Below are 17,634 nucleotides of genomic sequence, written 5' to 3'. Positions count from 1 at the left end.
GTGTTTGTCATCACACCGCCTTCACCCGCACCTTCAACCCGTCCCGCGGCTTCGGGATCGGCCACATCTGCCAGTCCGGCTTGTAGCCCGGCGCCAGCGACACCTCGATGTTCTGCAGGAAGTGCCGGGCAAAGCATTTGGCCTGCATGTAGGCGAAGTGCAGGCCGAGGCACATATGCGCACCGCCGCCGAACGGCACCCAGGCGAAGCGGTGGCGGTTGCGCTGGGCCTCCTCGGTGAAGCGCAGCGGATCGAAGCGGTCCGGCTCCGGCCAGATGTCCTTCATGTGATGCGTATAGAGCGGATTGACGCCGACCGCGGTGCCGGCGGGAATCCTGAAACCCTTGAAGGTGAAGTCGCGCATCGCGCGGCGCGGCATCGACGGCACCGGCGGCTTGATCCGCAGCGCTTCCTTGAACGCCATTTCGGACAGCGGCATCTTCTCGAGATCGTCGAAGCTGCTTGGCGCGCCCGGGGCGAGCCCGAGCGCCAGAACCTCGGCGCGCAGCCTGTCCTGCCAGTCCGGGTTTGCGGCGAGCTCGCCGATGAAGGAGGTGAGCGACGAGGTCAGCGTGTCGTGCGCCGCCATCATCAAAAAGCTCATGTGGTCGATGATGTCCTGCTCCGACAGCAGCGCACCGTCCTCATGGGTGGCCCGGCAGAGCTGCGAGAACAGATCATCGCCGCCGTGATTGCCGCGGCGGAGCGGAATCTGCTGGCGGAAATAGGCGACGATGCGCTTGCGGCCCGCGACACCGCGCGCCATCTGCGTGCCGGGCAGGGGACGGCGGATCGGCGCGACGGCGGCCGCGACCATGTCGACGAAGGCGCGGTTGATCTCGTCGACCTCCGGCCCGATATCGGCGCCGAGAAAGGACGCGGCGGCGAGATCGAGCGTGAGCTGCTTCATCGCCGGATAGAGCTGCATCTCGCCGGGCTTGGCCTTCCACTGCGCGACGCGCGCGGAAATGCCGCGGTCGAGGTCGCTGAGATAGGATTTCATCGGTCCGGACTTGAACGCGACCGACAGCGCCTTGCGGTGCAGCCGGTGCTCGTCGAAATCGAGCAGCATCAATCCGCGCGGAAACAGCAGGCCGAGCACCTTGTTCCAGCCGTGCGTCGACGAGAACAGTTTTTGCTGGTCGAACATCACGAGCTCGTTGGCTTCGGGTCCGAGCAGCACGACATTGGTCTCGCCGAAGACATGGGTGCGGTAGACCGGGCCGTATTTGGCGCCGTTCGCCTCGATATGCCCCTTGGGGTCGGCCAGCACCTGGAAGGTCTTGCCGATGACCGGCCAGCCCTCGTCGCCCGGGATGTGCGTCAGCTCGTTACGCCTGGGGGCGGTGAACTGAAGCGCAGGGGCGGCCACATTCTGCATCGACATGACGAGTGCTCCGGTTGGCTGACCGAACGGACATCGCGCGACCGCAACTTTATTGCGGCCTGCGCCAGCTGACCGGGGCAGCATAGCACAGGGCGATATCGCTTGCTTGACATCGTGGTTACACGTGTAACGCCAACGAGCCCTACCGCTTCGCCGCTTCCTTCTGCAGATCCGGGGCGTTGACGGCGGGAATGGCGACGCGGCCGGGTCCGGTGACCTTCAGCGCTTCGGCAGCCTTCTCGTTCTCCATGATCTTGGCCATCACGGCCTGGCCCGCGCGTTCGAAGATCGCGCGGTTCTCGATCACGAATTTTTGCGACTTGCGGAGGCCATCGATATAGCCGTTGATCTCCGGCACGACATAGCGCGCGACCAGGTCCCAGCTCCGGCGCGTGTTCTCCGGGTTGGCCCAGTCGTGCACGAAGCCGATCACGGCGCCGACGCCGCCGGAGACCTGCATCACGTTCTTGATCATTTTCACGAGGTCGTCGGGCGTGCCGATGACGGAGGCGGCGCCCTCGACGAAGGCGGTCTTGTCCACGGCTTCGTCGGGCGAGGTGAACGCGGTGAGGCCCGGCCGCTGCAGCGTGCCGACATTATATTCGTTGTGCCAGCGCATCAGGCCGGCGCCGGCCTCGCGGCGGGCCTGCTCGCGGGTCTCGGCGACGTGCCAGGTCAGGAGCACGCGCCAGTCGGCGCGATTCACCGTCGTGCCGTGCTTCCTGGCGGCATCCTCGGCGAACTGCCATTGCTGCTGGAGCGACATCAGGCCCTGTGTCGTCATCGAGCCCAGCGAGATGATGCCGATGCCGTATTTGCCGGCGAGCGTCATGCCGGAGGGCGAGATCTGCGAGGCGACCACGAACGGCATTTCCTCCTGCAAGGGCAGGAGCTGGAGCGCGGCATCGTTCATGGTGAACCAGTCGCTCCTGGCGGTGACGCGCTCGCCGTTGAACAGGCGGCGGATCACGCCGATCGCCTCGTCCTGGCGGTCGCGCTGCGTCATCGGGTCGATGCCGAGCGTGTGCGCGTCGGAGGCGAGCGCACCGGGACCGGAGCCGAAGATGGCGCGGCCGCCGGTCATGTGATCGAGCTGCACCATGCGCTGGGCGACGTTGAAGGGATGGTGATAGGGCAGCGACACCACGCCGGTACCGAGCCTGATCCGCTTGGTGCGCTCGCCGGCCGCGGCCAAAAACATCTCGGGCGAGGCGATCATCTCCCAGCCGGAGGAATGGTGCTCGCCGCACCAGAACTCGTCATAACCGAGCGCGTCGAGCTGCTCGACCAGGTCGAGGTCGCGCCGGAACTGGAGCATCGGATGCTCCCCGATCGGGTGATGCGGGGCAAGGAAGGCTCCGAACTTCAGGCGCGCCATGGCGTTCTCTCCGGCTGGATTTTTTGTTTGTTGAGACGGTGAGGCTACGTGCCCGATGGCGCGAACGCAATCGCGCGATGTCCCGCGCGGCGGAATGCAGGCATGCGCTCATCTTCTCCCTCTCCCCGCTTGCGGGGAGAGGGTCGGGGTGAGGGGGAGTCTCCGCGGGGACGGAGGCAGTGGGGTTTCGAGATGCCTCACGCCGTCATTGCGAGCGCAGCGAAGCAATGACGTGTCGAGGGGGCGTCGTTCCAATGGACAGTCGACTCGCGGAGACTCCCCCTCACCCGGAATTCAAACTGCGTTTGAATTCCGGCCTCTCCCCGCAAGCGGGGAGAGGCGAAGGAAGATCACCGCGTCATCCTGTTCCACGCATCCAGGCCGGCGATCTTGTACGCCTCCGCCAGTGTCGGGTAGTTGAACGTGTTCTGGATGAAATAGTCGATGCCGCCTTTGAGGTTGAGCACGGCCTGGCCGATATGGATCAACTCGGTAGCGCCTTCGCCGAGGATGTGCACGCCGAGCAGGCGGCGCGTCTTGGTCGAGAAGATCATCTTCATCATGCCGCTGTTCAGCCCCATGATGTGGCCGCGCGAGGTCTCGCGGAAGCGGGCGATGCCGACCTCGTAGGGAATGCCGCGCGTGCGCACCTCTTCTTCGGTGAGGCCGGCGGTCGAGATCTCCGGCACCGAATAGATGCCGTCGGGAAAGAACTCCGGCGGCGCCAGGGGCTCCATGCCGAGCGCGTGACAGGCGGCGACGCGGCCCTGCTCCATCGAGGTCGAGGCGAGGCTCGGAAAGCCGATCACGTCACCGGCCGCGTAGATGTGGGGCACGCTGGTCTGCAATGTCACGGGATCGACCGTGATGCGCCCGCGTTGATCGACGGCGATGCCGGCGGTCTCGAGGTTGATGCTCGAGAACCTCGACCTCGTGATCGAGGGTTTTCTGCAGCCGCGTCATCAAATCGCTTGCCGCGATGTCCTGCTTCACCCGGTAGGAGCGGCCGTAGAAGCCACGCTCGCGCCAGCCGGACAGATTGAGCACGGTCTCGCGCAGGGTTTTGGAGGGAATGGTGCCGGTGTGGACGGAGACGCCGCCGACCCGCCGGCCCTTCTCCACCACCAGCACCGCCTTGCCGAGCTTGGCGCATTGCACTGCGGCCCGGCGCCCCGACGGGCCCGAGCCGATCACCACCATGTCGTAGTCGTACATCGGAAGACTTCCGAACCCCGCGAGACCAGCGGGAACCGACATGCAGCAATCGGGCCAAGGCGGCAAGAAGGCGGCAAGTCCTACCTCGGAGGTAATCGCGCCGATGACGCCGATCTGCGAGCATCGCGCGCAAATAAATTCCGGAAGGGCCGCGCGCCGATGCATCAAACCGTCACAAAGCAGATCGATTCGTCGCGCCGCTGGTGGGTGCTCGGCATCGTCGTCGCCGCCCAGTTCATGTTCGGCGTCGACGCCTTCATCGTGAACGTCGCCATTCCGACCATCGCCGTCGATCTGCACGCGACGCCAGCGCAGATCGAATCCGTCATCGCGATCTATCTGATCGCCTATGCCACGCTGGTCGTCACCGGCGGCAGGCTCGGCGACATCCACGGGACCAAGAACGTATTCCTGGCCGGCGTGCTCGGCTTCACCCTGACCTCGCTGTGGTGCGGGCTGGCGCAATCAGGCGCGGAGCTGATCATCGCGCGGCTGGCGCAGGGCGCCACCGCCGCGCTGATGGTGCCGCAGGTGCTGGCGACGCTGCATCTGTTGTTCACCGACGGCCAGCGCAACCGCGCCTTTGCCGTCTACGGCATTGTGCTCGGGCTTGCGGGCGCCGCGGGCTTCCTGCTCGGCGGGCTTCTCGTCACGCTCGATCTCGCCGGCACCGGCTGGCGCTCGGTGTTCTTCGTCAACGTTCCCAGCGGCCTCGTCATCGCCGGTGCTGCCTGGCGCATCATGCCGTCGGTGCCTCGCCGGGCCGGTACGAAGCTCGACATCAAGGGCAGTGTTGTGCTGTTCGCAGGGTTGTTGTGCCTGATCGGTCCGCTGCTGTTCGGCCACGACGTCGGCTGGGCGCCGTGGCTGTGGGCGGCGATGGCGATCGGCGGGGTGATCCTCGCGCTATTCCTGAAGCTCGAGCACGCAGTCGGGCGCGCCGGCGGCATGCCGCTGATCGATCTCACGCTGCTGGCGGATGCGGCGTTCCTGCGCGGCCTCGGCGCGGCCTTCTTTTTCTTCGTCGCCAATCTCTCGTTCTATCTCGTCATGACGCTGTTCATGCAGCGCGGCCTGAAGATCCCGCCGCTCGAAGCCGGCATGGCCTTCATTCCGCTCGCGTTCGCCTTCATCGTGGCCTCGCGTCACAGCGGTGTGCGGGCGCGCCATCGCGGCACCAAGGTGTTGATCGAGGGCTGCGCGCTTCAGATCGCGGGCCTCGCCGCGCTCGCGCTTGTTGTAGTCGATCTCGATGCGCCGACGCCGATCGGGCTTGCGCTCACCATGATCATCTTCGGCTACGGTCAGGGCCTGGTGATGGCGCCGCTGTCCGGCGCGGTGCTTTCCACCGTGAAGCCCGTCGCCGCAGGCTCGGCGTCCGGCATGTACGGCACCATTGCGCAGATCGGAAATGCGGCCGGAGTGGCCGCAATCGGCGCATTGTTCTTCGCCCTCGAAGCTCTGCAATCACCGCGCGCAGGATTTCTCGTCTCGCTCGCGCTGTTTGTGACATTAATAATGATCTGCGCCGCATTTCTGGCGTGGATGCGCCGCGCATCTGCACGAAGTTGAGGCATTGCGGTTAATGCGTGCGGTTTCTCCGTGAATTTCTGGTAATTGACAGCACACACACTTTTCATTTTGCAGTGCAGCAACTATCTGGTTTGGGTGGACGTTGAACGTCGCCTGCCAGGAGTTGCCGTGTCGCTTGCCAGAAATATCGATCTCTTGAGACGCCTGCCGAAGGTGGATGGTCTGCGCTTTGCCGACTTCGGCCGCAGCGCGGATGCGCCCGGTCCATTGCAAGAGGTTGCGGACTTCGGTGACAATCCCGGCAATCTTCGCATGTTCGCGTTCGCGCCGGCGCAGTTGCAGATGCCGCGCGCGCTCGTCGTCGTGCTGCATGGCTGCGGACAGACCGCAGCGGCTTACGATCTCGGCGCGGGCTGGTCGACGCTCGCACGGCACTACGGCTTCGCGCTGCTGATGCCCGAGCAGCAGCGCGTCAACAACGGCAACACCTGCTTCAACTGGTTCAATCCGGAAGACACTGCGCGCGACAGCGGCGAGGCGCGCTCGATCCGCGAGATGATCGCGCATATGGTCAAGACGCACCGCATCGATCCCAGGCGCGTCTTCATCACCGGCCTCTCCGCCGGCGGCGGCATGACGTCCGTGATGCTCGCGACCTATCCGGAAGTCTTCGCGGCCGGCGCGGTGATCGCAGGCCTGCCCTATGGCATCGCCTCGAATTTGCGCGAGGCGCTGGACGGCATGTTCCATTCGCCGGCGCGTCCCGCGCGCGAGCTCGGCGATCTCGTGCGCAACGCTTCCGATTATCGCGGCCCCTGGCCGAAGATGTCGGTGTGGCACGGCAGTGCCGACCGCACCGTCAATCCCGGCAATGCCAACGAGATCGTCAAGCAGTGGCTCGACCTGCACGACCTGCCTGACGTGCCGATGGCCGAGACCAATGTCGACGGCTATCCGCGCCAGGCCTGGTGGAACAAGGACGGTGAGACGCTTGTCGAGTCCTACGCCATCACCGACATGGCGCACGGCACGCCGCTCGGGCTAGCCGACAACGACCAGCGCTATGGCGTCGAAGGCGCGTTCCTGATCGAGGCCGGCATCTCCTCGTCCTACCACATCGCAAAGTTCTTCGGCCTGACCGGCTGGATTCCGGACGCGGCGAAGAAGAAGGCGGAGGCAAAGCCTGGAGCGCCGAAGCCGGCGCTGACGCCAGCGCCGCATCTGGCCCGCTCGATCCGCGACGCGGTCGCCGAACCGCCGGCTGAGCCGAAGCGCGAGGACGCCCGCGGCTTCGACCTCGGCCAGATCATCACGCGCGCGCTCACCGCCGCGGGGTTGATGAAGTAGCTCAGCCCTCACGCGTCGTCCCGGATCTGCGCTTACGCTTGTCCGGGATGACAGCTCTGTTTGTGGCGACGCCGCTGCATCGCTGAATAGAGCTTACATCTCGCCGGTGATGAACGGATTGGTCATCCGCTCCTGGCCGATGCTCGAGCCGGCGCCATGGCCGCAAATGAAGCCGACATCGTCGCCGAGCGGCAACAGCTTGGTCTTGATCGAGCTGATCAGCGTGGCGTGACTGCCGCCGGGCAGGTCGGTGCGGCCGACGGAGCCTGCGAACAGGACGTCGCCGACATGGGCAAAACGTAATTCCTTGTTGAAGAACGCCACGCTGCCGGGCGAATGGCCGGGGCAGTGCAGAATGTCGAACTGCAAGCCGCCGATCGACACGGTGTCGCCCTCCTCTAACCAGCGGTTCGGTGCGAAGTTGCGCACCCCGGTCATGCCGAAGCGCGCGCCGCTCTCCACCACATTGTCGAGCAGGAACTTGTCGGCTTGATGCGGTCCCTCGATCGGCACCTTCAGCGCATCGCGCAATTCCGCGGCGCCGCCGACATGGTCGATATGGCCGTGGGTCAGCCAGATCTTCTCCACGGTGACGCCGGTCTGCTTGATCGCCTCCAAAATCTTCGGCACGTCCCCGCCGGGGTCGATCACCACGGCCTTCTTGCCGGGTTCGTCCCAGATGATGGTGCAGTTCTGCTCGAACAGCGTCACGGGGACGATGATCGCGCCGGCCTTGGCTTGCGAGGACTCTTGCGAGGATCCTTGGGTATCATTTTGCTCGGTCATGGCGCCACAATGCCGATTTTTGCCATGCCGCCAAGCAAAAGATTCGTGGCCCGGCCCCGGAACAGCCGCCTCGGCCGTCACACGGCCGTCCCAATTGGCCTGCTGGTTTGAACCGGGGCGTTGCTTCCGCGTTCTCTCGCGCGAGGCGGATTTTCGGGTGGGTTCTCCGACATGGCACAGGGCGAGGTGAATTGGTGGCGCGACGGCATCTTCTACCAGGTCTATCCGCGCTCGTTTCAGGACAGCGACGGTGACGGCGTCGGCGATCTCGCCGGCATCTTGCGGCGGCTGCCTTATGTGAAGTCGCTCGGCGTCGACGCGATCTGGCTGTCGCCGATCTTCCCCTCGCCGATGGCCGATTTCGGCTACGACATTTCCGACCATACCGGCATCGATCCGCTGTTCGGCACGATGGCGGATTTCGACGCGCTGCTCACGGCCGCGCATGAGCATGGTCTCAAGCTGATCCTCGACCTCGTGCCCAACCACACCTCGGACCAGCATCCCTGGTTTGTCGAGAGCCGGTCCTCGCGCGACAATCCCAAGCGCGACTGGTACGTCTGGCGCGATCCGGCGCCCGATGGCGGCGTGCCGAACAACTGGCTGTCCGAGTTCGGCGGCAGCGCGTGGCAGTTCGACGAGACGACGGGTCAATATTACTATCACGCCTTCCTCGCCCAGCAGCCGGACCTCAACTGGCGCAACCCGGACGTCCGCGCGGCGATCTACGACGCGATGCGGTTCTGGCTGGACAAGGGCGTCGACGGCTTTCGCGTCGACGTGATCTGGCACCTGATCAAGGACGCCGAATTCCGCGACAATCCGCTCAATCCTCACTACGTCGAGGGCCGTCCGCCGAACGAGAAGATCCTGACGCAATATTCCACCGACCAGCCGCCGTTCAACTTCGCGCTGCTCTCGACGTTCTGGAGCGCGCGCTCGATCGAGACGATCATCGACGACTACGAGAAGGCGCTGCCGAAAGGCGCCTGGCCGAACTGGGTGCTCGGCAATCACGACCGCCCGCGGGTCGCCAGCCGTGTCGGGCCCGAGCAGGCCCGCGTCGCCGCCATGCTGCTGCTGACGCTGCGCGGCACGCCGACGCTCTATTACGGCGACGAGATCGGCATGCATCAGCTCGCGATCGCGCCCGAGGACGTGCGCGATCCCTTCGAGAAGAACGTGCCCGGCATCGGCGTCGGCCGCGACGGTTGCCGCACGCCGATGCAGTGGGATTCCTCGAACTTCGCCGGCTTCTCGAACGTCAGGCCGTGGCTGCCGCTGCCTGAGGATCATATCCACGAGAATGTCGTCAATCTCGAAGCCGACACGCGCTCGATCCTCAGCCTGTACAGGCGGCTCATCGTGCTGCGAAAGAGCAGCCCGCCCCTGGTGGCCGGCAACTATCATCCGATCGCTGCGCAGGGCGATCTCCTGATCTACCGCCGCGAGGCCGAGGGCAGGGCGGTGATCGTGGCCCTCAATCTCGGCCCCGACCCGATCGCCGTCACCACCAGCGCGATCCGCTTCGGCAGCGAGATCCTGCTGTCGACGTTCCTGGATCGTGAGGGTGAGCGGCTGGAAGGGGTGCTGGATCTGCGCGGGAATGAAGGGGTGATCGTGCAGCCGCCCTAAAAAGTAGGGCGAGGCGACAGCGTCATTCTCCAACGTCGTCCTGGACAAGCGAAGCGCAGATCCAGGACCCATTACCACAGGACGCAGTGTGGCGGAGGCTGGTGGTTATCAGCTCACGCGCCAACGACCTCTTGGGGTAATGGGTCCTGGCTTTCGCCAGGACGACGGCGGAGTGTGTGGATGCACCTACCCCGGATGCTTGTTACCCGCAGTATCCCCGTCGATATCGCTCCGCTTCAAGAGATAATCCAACCCGCCGACCCGATACCAGCGATAGCCATACGGCTCCAGCACGACGCGGTGCTGGCCGCGCTTGTCGGCGTGGCTGTGGTCTTCCGCGAGCAGATTGATCAGGTGCGCGCCGGCATCATCAGGCAGCCCCGTCGAGAACGCGATCTCGCGTGGCTTCTCATCGAGATTGTGCACGAACAGCACCGAATTGTTGCGCCAGTCATAGCGCATGATGAAGACGGCCGGATCACGCGTCGCAATGACCGCGAAATCGCCCCAGCCGATCTCCGGCACCTCCTTGCGCATGCGGACGATGCGTTCGGTCCAGTTCAGCATGGAATTGGCATCGCGCCGCTGCTTGGCGACGTTGACGTGCGGAAAGCCATAAGGGCCCTTGTCGATGACGGGACAGGCCGGCTTGTCGTTCTTGGTGAAGCCGCCATGCGGCTCGGTCGACCATTGCATCGGCGTGCGCGCGCAATTGCGCTCCGGCAATGAGAGATCGTCGCCCATCCCGATCTCGTCGCCATAGCGGATCACGGGCGTTCCCGGCAGCGTGCACATCAGGCTGTAGGCAAGCTCGAGCCGCCTGCGGTCGCCGCCGAGCATCGGCGCGAGGCGGCGGCGAATGCCGCGGTCGTAGAGCTGCATGTCCTTGTCGGGGCCGAAGCTCTTGAACACGGTGTCGCGCTGCGCCGGGGTCAAGCGCCCGAGATCGAGCTCGTCGTGATTGCGCAGGAACAGGCCCCATTGCGCCGAGCCCGGCCGCGGCTTGGTCGCCTTCAGCGCCTTTGCCAGCGGTCGCGAGTCGGCCGACGCCAGCGCATAGAACAGATGCTGGTTGACGTGGAAGTTGAACATCATGTGCATGCGGTCGGCATCGCGGCCGAAATATTCCATGTCGGTTTCCGGCAGCACATTGGCTTCGGCGAGGATGATGGCGTCACCCTGGCGCCATTGCAGGAATTCGCGGAACGCGCGCAGCATGTCGTATTGCTCGACCGGCTTCTTCACCTTGGCGCCCTTGGTCGCGATCACGAAGGGCACGGCGTCCATGCGGAATCCGGAGACGCCGAGCTGGATCCAGAAGCCCATGATCTTCAAGATCTCGGCCTGCACGTGCGGGTTCGAGGTGTTGAGGTCGGGCTGAAAATCGTAGAAGCGATGAAAATACCAGGCGCCGGCGTCCTTGTCGCGCGTCCAGGTCGATTTCTGCACGCCGGGAAACACCATGCCCTTGTTGGCATTGGCGGGCTTCGTGTCGGACCAGACGTACCAGTCGCGATAGGGCGAGTTCTTGTCGCGCCGCGCGTCCTTGAACCAGCGATGCTGGTCCGAGGTGTGGTTGACGACGAGGTCGATGATGATGCGGATGCCGCGCTGCTTGCAGCCATGGGCGAATTCGACGAAGTCGCCGAGCGTGCCGTAGCGGGAATCGACGCTGTAATAGTCGGCGATGTCGTAGCCGTCGTCGCGGCCGGGCGAGGTCTGGAATGGCATCAGCCAGATCGTGGTGATGCCGAGGCCGTGCAGATAGTCGAGCCGCCGCAGCAGGCCCTTGAAGTCGCCGACGCCGTCGCCGTCGGCATCCATATAGGTGCCGACGGACAGGCAGTAGATCACGCCGTTCTTGTACCAGAGATCGTCGATCATGCGCGAGCGGCCTCACAGGTCCCGCCGGGGTGCGGCGGCTGCGTGATAAGTGCGAGGGCAGGGGGAGGTTCCTGCGCCACCGTCGTCCCGGGGCGCGCGAAGCGCGAGCCCGGGACCCATAGCCACAGGGAGTAGTTTTGCGAAGACTCGGAGTTACCTGTCCTGCGCCACAACCGCTCCCTGTGGTTATGGATTCCGGGCTCGCGCCAAGCGGCGCGCCCCGGAATGACGGGTGGAATGGAATCGGCTAAACTCGCGCCATGGACAGCAGCGCCCGCAACATCGCCCTCGTGCCGCCGCCGGACCGCCGTCAATCCGAGACGGCGCTGGCGATCGCGCGCGGCACGGCGCGGCTGCTGCGCTCGCTCGGATTTTCCTGCATCAGCGAATTGCCGCTGCCGTCGGGCCGGCGCGCCGATCTGGTGGCGCTGAACGAGCGCGGCGAGATCTGGATCGTCGAGATCAAGTCGTCGGTCGAGGATCTGCGCGCCGATCAGAAATGGCACGAATACCGCGCCCACTGCGACCGGCTGTTCTTCGCCTTCACGCAGGACCTGCCGTGCGAGATCTTTCCGCAAGGCACCGGCCTCATCATCGCCGACGCCTATGGCGCGCATCTGCATTGCGAGGCGCCCGAGCACAAGATCGCGGCCGCCACGCGCAAGCAGATGACGGTGCGTTTTGCGATGGCGGCGGCTTTGCGGATCAACCGGCTGGTCGATCCGCAGGGGCACGCGGATTTCTGGGAATGAGTCCGTAGGATGGGTAGAGCGAAGCGAAACCCATCACTTTCGGTCAGGTAAGCAAGGCGGTCAGGTAAGCAAGGAAGGTGGGTTTCGCTTCGCTCTACCCACCCTACGAAACCGTTACCGCGGCGCGCGCTTGGCCAGGATCCGCTGAAGCGTCCGGCGGTGCATGTTGAGCCGCCGCGCCGTTTCCGAGACGTTGCGGTTGCACATCTCGTAGATGCGCTGGATGTGTTCCCAGCGGACGCGGTCGGCGGACATCGGGTTGGTCGGCAGCTCGGATTTCTCTGCGCTGGTCGACAGCAGCGCGGCGACGACGTCGTCGGCATCGGCGGGCTTGGAGAGATAATCGATCGCGCCCATCTTCACCGCGGTCACCGCGGTGGCAATGTTGCCATAGCCGGTCAGCACGATCGCGCGTGCATCCGGGCGCTTCTTCTTCAGCGCCGAGACCACGTCGAGGCCGTTGCCGTCGCCGAGGCGCAAATCAACCACGGCGAATGCCGGTGCCGCCTTGCCGATCTGTGCGAGACCGTCCGAGACGGTGTCGCACGATGTCACCGCAAAGCCGCGGGTCTCCATCGCACGCGACAAGCGCTCCAGAAACGGCTTGTCGTCCTCCACGATGAGAAGCGAGCGGTCGGTCTGTTCGTTCAGTTCGGCGATGGCGTTCAAGGTTTCGTCCTCTCTCCTGCGCATCCACATATGGCGTCGCAAACGGGCGGCGCCAAGGCCGCCAATAGTCGATCAGCCGGCCTGTGCGACGCAAGGTCGCGGCCTATCCTATTGTTTCTTCAAGCGTCTCGATAGCCTCAAAACGCTGTCGCGGCCACGTTATCTGGACCACCGCGCCGTGTTCCGGAAAGATCCGGTTGGTAAACGAGACCTTGGCGCCGGTGCGTTCGAGCAGGGTGCGCGCGATGAACACGCCAAGCCCGAGGCCGCGCCGTTCGCCGCCGGCGTCATCCGGGGTGCGCCGCCGCGACAGATAGGGCTCGCCGATCCGGTTAAGGATATCGGGCGGAATGCCGGGGCCGTCGTCGGAGATCAGGAGCTCGATCGTGTCCTTGTTCCACCAGGCGTTCACCTCGACGGTGGTGTGGGCGAAATCGACTGCGTTCTCGACGATGTTGCCGACGCCGTAGAGGATCGCCGGGTTGCGCGAGCCGACCGGCTCGGCGAAGGCGGCCACCGCGATCCGCACCTTGATGTCGACGCCGAAATCGCGGTGCGGGGCCACCACCTCCTCGATCAGCTCCGACAGCTTCATGCGGTCGAACGGCGCGCCGGTGGAGGAGAGCTGGGTGATCTTGCTAAGGATGTCGCGGCAACGCTGGGTCTGCTCGCGCAGGGTTTTCAAATCGGCGGCAAAGATCGGGTCCTTCACCGTCTTTTCCAGCTCGCGCGAGATCAGGAAGATCGTCGCGAGCGGCGTGCCGAGCTCGTGCGCGGCCGCGGCGGCGAGGCCGTCGAGCTGGGTCAGATGCTGCTCGCGCGTCAGCACCAGCTCGGTCGCGGCGAGCGCATCCGCGAGCTTGCGCGCCTCCTCGGTGACCTGGAACGAGTAGAGGCTGGTGACGCCGATCGCGAGCACGATCGAGAGCCAGACGCCGACGAGATAGATCGGCGGCAGCACCAGCGGATCGTCGGAATCCCAGGGCAGCGGCAGGTGGAAGAAGAACAGGACCGAGGCGCAGGCGACCGCCAGCACGCCAAGCCCGAAGGTGAAGCGGGCCGGCAGCGCGGTTGCCGAGATCAGCACCGGTGCGAGGAACAGGAACGAGAACGGGTTCTGGAGCCCGCCGGTGAAGAACAACAGGCCGGCCAGCTCCACGATGTTCAGCGCAAGCAGTCCGGCCGCCTGCATCGGCTCCAGCCGCTGCAGCGGATTGGACACGGTCTGGAGCGCCAGATTGAGCGAGGCCGACAGGGCGATGATGCTGACGCAGGGGACGATCTCGACGTTGAACTCCAGCCCCTGCGCCACGATGAAGATCGCGGCGAGCTGGCCGAGCACCGCGAGCCAGCGCAGCCGCAGGATGGTGTCCAGGCGGATATGCCGCTGCGCGGGGCGAAAGTCGGAAGCGGCAATTTCGGTCATGTCGGCCAATGTGGCGGTGCCTTCTGGTCACGAACGCGCGGCTGGTGGAACCACCCGGATTACAAGCCTTGCGCTGTCAGCTGCAATAGCAGAAGAACGGCTCAGCATGACCGGGAACGACAAAGCTTCAAGTCCGCCGACTGTCGCGGAGCGCAGCTCCTCTGCGGCAATTGCGGTCGATCACCTCGTCAAGGTCTACAAGCAGACCCGCGCCGTCGACGATATCTCCTTTTCGCTGCCGCGCGGCAGCATCACCGGGCTCCTGGGCGGCAACGGCGCCGGCAAGACCACGACCATCGCGATGATCATGGGCCTGGTGCTGCCGACCTCCGGCCGCGTGCAGGTGCTCGGGCATAAGATGCCCGAGGAGAGCGCTTCCGTGCTGGGGCGGATGAATTTCGAAAGCCCCTATGTCGACATGCCGATGCGGCTCACGGTGCGGCAGAACCTCACCATCTTCGGCAAGCTCTATGCGGTGAAGAATCTCGCGGGCCGCATCGCCAGGCTCGCCGACGATCTCGACCTCACCGAATTCATCGACCGTGCCAACGGCAAGCTCTCCGCCGGCCAGAAGACCCGCGTCGCGCTGGCGAAAGCGCTGATCAACCAGCCCGAGCTGCTGCTCCTGGACGAGCCGACCGCCTCGCTCGACCCTGACACCGCCGATTGGGTGCGAGGCCATCTGGAGCGCTATCGCAAGGAGAACAACGCCACCATCCTCTTGGCCTCGCACAACATGCTCGAGGTCGAGCGTCTGTGCGACCGCGTCATCATCATGAAGCGCGGCCGCATCGAGGACGACGACACGCCGGAGGCCATCATGGCCCGCTACAACCGCACCACGCTGGAGGAGGTGTTCCTGGACGTTGCGCGCGGCCGGGTGAACGGAGCTCAGGAGGCGGCACGATGAGGGAGTCCCGATCTTTCGGTCCTAGCCCGGATGGATTCCGTCATCCCGGGGCGCGACATAGTCGCGAGCCCGGGATCCATAACCACAGGATTGAATTTGGCGAAGACTCGGGGTTACCGGCCTCGCCCCACAATCGCCGCCTGTGGTTATGGATTCTCAGATGCGCAATTGCGCATCATAGCTCGCGCTCCGCGCGCCCCGGAATGACGAAGCTTCATCCGGGCTGCACGGTGCCGCGATGACTGACATCACCCTCCATCGCGGCATCTCCATGCAGCGCATCGGCGCGATGATCCTGCGCTACTGGTACCTGTTGATGTCGTCCTGGCCGCGGCTGCTCGAGCTGCTCTACTGGCCGGCGCTCCAGGTCATCACCTGGGGCTTCCTGCAGCTCTACATCGCGCAAAACGCCAATTTCTTCGCGCGCGCCGGCGGCACGCTGATCGGCGCCGTCATCCTCTGGGACATCCTGTTCCGCGGCCAGCTCGGCTTCTCCATCTCCTTCCTGGAGGAGATGTGGGCGCGCAACCTCGGCAACCTCATGATGAGCCCCCTGAAGCCGATCGAGTTTCTGCTGTCGCTGATGATCATGAGCCTGATCCGGCTCGCGATCGGCGTGATCCCGATGACGCTGCTCGCGCTGTTTTTGTTTCACTTCAACGTCTACGCCCTCGGCCTGCCGCTGATCGCGTTCTTCTGCAATCTGATCTTCACCAGCTGGTCGGTCGGCATCTTCGTCTCGGGACTCGTGCTGCGAAACGGTCTCGGCGCCGAGAGCATCGTCTGGACCCTGATGTTCGCGATCATGCCGCTCGCCTGCATCTACTATCCGGTCAGCGTGCTGCCGGTCTGGCTGCAAGCTGTCGCCTGGACGCTGCCGCCGACCTACGTTTTCGAGGGGATGCGGGCGCTCTTGATCGAGAACACCTTCCGCACCGACCTGATGCTGGAGGCGCTGGCCATCAATTTAGGGCTGCTGATTGCATCTTTTTGGGCATTCCTTGCCCTTTTGCGCAGCGCCAGGAAGAACGGCTCGCTGCTGTCCAGCGGCGAATAGTTTCACTTTCCCGTGGATTCAGGCTGATTTAACCGTCTCCGCCACGTAGATGTACGGGGACGGTGCATTGACGCAATATTACGCATTCGGCAGTATGCTGCGATGCGAAGAGGGATATAGCGATGCCTATTGGTGAGTTTGGCGGCGCGCCGCCCCTGGCTGCAGAAGGCAGTCCGGTCCTGACGACGCCGATGTACTGGATGTACGAGATGGCCCACGCCTCTCTCAATCCGGCACGTGCGGTCACCGACGCGACCAAGTTCCTGTTTCAGAATCCCCTCAATCCCTGGGCGCGCACCGAGGTCGGCAAGTCGGTCGCCGCGGCCTGCGAATTGTTCGAGCGCACCACGCGCCGCTACGGCAAGCCGGAATGGGGCCTCAACGACACCGAGGTCAACGGCATCCGCGTCCCCGTCGAGATCCGTTCGGTCTGGGAAAAGCCGTTCTGCCGGCTGCTCTACTTCGATCGCAAGTTCACCCGTCCGCTGCGCAGCCCGCAGCCGCGCGTGCTGATCGTGGCCCCGATGTCCGGCCACTATGCGACGCTGCTGCGCGGCACGGTCGAGGCGTTGCTGCCCGCGCATGATGTCTACATCACCGACTGGGCCGATGCCCGCATGGTGCCCCTCAGCGACGGCCGCTTCGATCTCGACGACTACATCGACTACATCATCGAGATGTTGCACGTCCTCGGCGGCAACACCCATGTCATGGCGGTGTGCCAGCCCTCGGTGCCCGTCGTCGCCGCCGTTTCGATCATGGAAGCGCAGCGCGATCCGTTCGTGCCGACCTCGATGACCCTGATGGGCGGCCCGATCGACACCCGCCGCAATCCGACCGCGGTGAACAACCTCGCCCAGGAGCGCGGCATCGACTGGTTCCGCAACCACGTCATCACCAAGGTGCCGTTCCCGCATCCGGGCATGATGCGCGACGTCTATCCGGGATTTTTGCAGCTCAACGGCTTCATCAGCATGAATCTCGACCGGCACATGGATGCCCACAAGCAGCTTTTCGCCCATCTGGTGAAGGGCGACGGCGATCTCGTCGACAAGCATCGTGAGTTCTATGACGAATATCTCGCGGTGATGGACCTCTCCGCCGAGTATTACCTGCAGACCGTCGACACCGTGTTCGTGAAGCACGCGCTGCCGAAGGGCGAGATGACCCATCGTGGAACCCGCGTCGATCTCTCCAAGGTCAAGCGTGTGGCGTTGATGACGGTCGAAGGCGAGAACGACGATATCTCCGGTCTCGGTCAGACCGAAGCAACGCACACACTGTGCCGCTCGATCCCCGATCATCGCCGCGTTCATTACGTCCAGAAGGGCGTCGGCCATTACGGCGTGTTCAACGGCTCGCGTTTCAAGTCGGAAATCGTGCCGAGGATTCACGACTTCATGGTCTCCGCTGCGAATCCGAGCTCGTTGCAGGCTCTCGCGGCCGAATAGAGCGTTTTCGAGCGAAGCGGGACCGGTCCGCGCAAAGAAAACGCGTCAGAAGTGGAATCGAGAGCCATCTCCGTTCGATCACATCGGAGCGGACATCGCTCTCGACGCGTTTTTCGGCTTTCCCGTCGAAAATTCGGGTGCTGCCGGAGGTTCCGGCAGGGCTTGGTTCCCTCCAGATTCGCGGTATTTAGGTAGCTTTATAGG

The 17,634-nt window shown here is 64.5% G+C and carries 13 protein-coding genes and 1 pseudogene; 7 read left to right on the top strand and 7 right to left on the bottom strand.

The features are described 5' to 3' along the window. Positions 1 to 10 precede the first annotated feature (10 nt). The 3 genes and pseudogenes from AB5K84_RS42710 to AB5K84_RS42700 form a co-directional block, all read right to left on the bottom strand. Entirely contained in the window at positions 11 to 1,387 is a 1,377-nt protein-coding gene (locus AB5K84_RS42710) for a cytochrome P450 (RefSeq protein ID WP_038965184.1), read from the bottom strand. Between the two features lie 142 nt (positions 1,388 to 1,529). Next, entirely contained in the window at positions 1,530 to 2,765 is a 1,236-nt protein-coding gene (locus tag AB5K84_RS42705) for an LLM class flavin-dependent oxidoreductase (RefSeq protein WP_011083717.1), read from the bottom strand. A gap of 350 nt (positions 2,766 to 3,115) precedes the next feature. Beyond that, positions 3,116 to 3,980: pseudogene (locus AB5K84_RS42700) on the bottom strand (FAD-dependent oxidoreductase). Between the two features lie 159 nt (positions 3,981 to 4,139). Here AB5K84_RS42700 and AB5K84_RS42695 point away from each other — a divergent pair. Both AB5K84_RS42695 and AB5K84_RS42690 read left to right on the top strand, forming a co-directional pair. After that, a complete protein-coding gene (locus AB5K84_RS42695) occupies positions 4,140 to 5,552 on the top strand; it encodes an MFS transporter (RefSeq protein WP_011083720.1) in 1,413 nt (470 codons plus the stop codon). Between the two features lie 129 nt (positions 5,553 to 5,681). Next, positions 5,682 to 6,860 (top strand): extracellular catalytic domain type 1 short-chain-length polyhydroxyalkanoate depolymerase, encoded by a 1,179-nt coding sequence (locus AB5K84_RS42690; protein WP_038965185.1) that lies wholly within the window; start codon positions 5,682 to 5,684, stop codon positions 6,858 to 6,860. Positions 6,861 to 6,953: 93 nt separating this feature from the next. On the opposite strand, the gene AB5K84_RS42685 is transcribed toward AB5K84_RS42690, so the two are convergent. Next, the gene (locus AB5K84_RS42685; protein WP_011083722.1) at positions 6,954 to 7,646 is read right to left on the bottom strand and encodes an MBL fold metallo-hydrolase; all 693 of its coding nucleotides are present in this window, start codon (positions 7,644 to 7,646) and stop codon (positions 6,954 to 6,956) included. 171 nt (positions 7,647 to 7,817) lie between these two features. Between AB5K84_RS42685 and AB5K84_RS42680 the strand changes: the two genes are divergently transcribed. Further along, positions 7,818 to 9,281 carry an alpha-amylase family glycosyl hydrolase gene (locus tag AB5K84_RS42680; RefSeq protein ID WP_011083723.1) on the top strand — a complete coding sequence of 488 codons (1,464 nt, stop codon included), beginning with the start codon at positions 7,818 to 7,820 and terminating at the stop codon, positions 9,279 to 9,281. A gap of 186 nt (positions 9,282 to 9,467) precedes the next feature. Here AB5K84_RS42680 and AB5K84_RS42675 read toward each other — a convergent pair whose 3' ends face one another. Next, positions 9,468 to 11,165: an alpha-amylase family protein gene (locus tag AB5K84_RS42675; protein WP_011083724.1), complete on the bottom strand. Its 1,698-nt coding sequence runs from the start codon at positions 11,163 to 11,165 to the stop codon at positions 9,468 to 9,470. Positions 11,166 to 11,425: 260 nt separating this feature from the next. On the opposite strand from AB5K84_RS42675, the gene AB5K84_RS42670 reads away from it, so the two are divergent. Then, a complete protein-coding gene (locus tag AB5K84_RS42670) occupies positions 11,426 to 11,917 on the top strand; it encodes an MmcB family DNA repair protein (RefSeq protein WP_011083725.1) in 492 nt (163 codons plus the stop codon). A gap of 114 nt (positions 11,918 to 12,031) precedes the next feature. Here AB5K84_RS42670 and AB5K84_RS42665 read toward each other — a convergent pair whose 3' ends face one another. Continuing rightward, positions 12,032 to 12,586 (bottom strand): ActR/PrrA/RegA family redox response regulator transcription factor, encoded by a 555-nt coding sequence (locus AB5K84_RS42665; RefSeq protein WP_008141807.1) that lies wholly within the window; start codon positions 12,584 to 12,586, stop codon positions 12,032 to 12,034. A gap of 103 nt (positions 12,587 to 12,689) precedes the next feature. Beyond that, complete coding sequence (locus tag AB5K84_RS42660; RefSeq protein WP_011083727.1) at positions 12,690 to 14,012, bottom strand: ActS/PrrB/RegB family redox-sensitive histidine kinase; 1,323 nt, start codon at positions 14,010 to 14,012, stop codon at positions 12,690 to 12,692. A gap of 106 nt (positions 14,013 to 14,118) precedes the next feature. Here AB5K84_RS42660 and AB5K84_RS42655 point away from each other — a divergent pair, with 106 nt between their 5' ends. The 3 genes from AB5K84_RS42655 (at position 14,119) to AB5K84_RS42645 (ending at position 17,430) form a co-directional block, all read left to right on the top strand. Further along, entirely contained in the window at positions 14,119 to 14,922 is an 804-nt protein-coding gene (locus tag AB5K84_RS42655; protein ID WP_038965188.1) for an ABC transporter ATP-binding protein, read from the top strand. A gap of 238 nt (positions 14,923 to 15,160) precedes the next feature. After that, the gene (locus AB5K84_RS42650) at positions 15,161 to 15,979 is read left to right on the top strand and encodes an ABC transporter permease (RefSeq protein ID WP_011083729.1); all 819 of its coding nucleotides are present in this window, start codon (positions 15,161 to 15,163) and stop codon (positions 15,977 to 15,979) included. A 122-nt stretch (positions 15,980 to 16,101) separates the two neighbouring features. After that, positions 16,102 to 17,430, top strand: a complete 1,329-nt coding sequence (locus AB5K84_RS42645; protein WP_011083730.1) for a polyhydroxyalkanoate depolymerase — start codon at positions 16,102 to 16,104, stop codon at positions 17,428 to 17,430. The last annotated feature ends 204 nt before the right edge of the window (positions 17,431 to 17,634 follow it).

Origin of the sequence: Bradyrhizobium sp. 1200_D9_N1_1, from assembly GCF_052075915.1 — a bacterium.
Taxonomy (GTDB): Bacteria; Pseudomonadota; Alphaproteobacteria; order Rhizobiales; family Xanthobacteraceae; genus Bradyrhizobium; species Bradyrhizobium diazoefficiens.
This window is presented reverse-complemented; position numbering and strand designations above follow the sequence as displayed.

Coding starts and splice junctions, on each gene's coding strand:
- AB5K84_RS42680 (WP_011083723.1), top strand. CDS start 7,818: ATGGCACAGGGCGAGGTGAATTGGTGGCGCGACGGCATCTTCTACCAG.
- AB5K84_RS42705 (WP_011083717.1), bottom strand. CDS start 2,765: ATGGCGCGCCTGAAGTTCGGAGCCTTCCTTGCCCCGCATCACCCGATC.
- AB5K84_RS42670 (WP_011083725.1), top strand. CDS start 11,426: ATGGACAGCAGCGCCCGCAACATCGCCCTCGTGCCGCCGCCGGACCGC.
- AB5K84_RS42645 (WP_011083730.1), top strand. CDS start 16,102: ATGCCTATTGGTGAGTTTGGCGGCGCGCCGCCCCTGGCTGCAGAAGGC.
- AB5K84_RS42660 (WP_011083727.1), bottom strand. CDS start 14,012: ATGACCGAAATTGCCGCTTCCGACTTTCGCCCCGCGCAGCGGCATATC.
- AB5K84_RS42685 (WP_011083722.1), bottom strand. CDS start 7,646: ATGACCGAGCAAAATGATACCCAAGGATCCTCGCAAGAGTCCTCGCAA.
- AB5K84_RS42655 (WP_038965188.1), top strand. CDS start 14,119: ATGACCGGGAACGACAAAGCTTCAAGTCCGCCGACTGTCGCGGAGCGC.
- AB5K84_RS42695 (WP_011083720.1), top strand. CDS start 4,140: ATGCATCAAACCGTCACAAAGCAGATCGATTCGTCGCGCCGCTGGTGG.
- AB5K84_RS42675 (WP_011083724.1), bottom strand. CDS start 11,165: ATGATCGACGATCTCTGGTACAAGAACGGCGTGATCTACTGCCTGTCC.
- AB5K84_RS42710 (WP_038965184.1), bottom strand. CDS start 1,387: ATGTCGATGCAGAATGTGGCCGCCCCTGCGCTTCAGTTCACCGCCCCC.
- AB5K84_RS42650 (WP_011083729.1), top strand. CDS start 15,161: ATGACTGACATCACCCTCCATCGCGGCATCTCCATGCAGCGCATCGGC.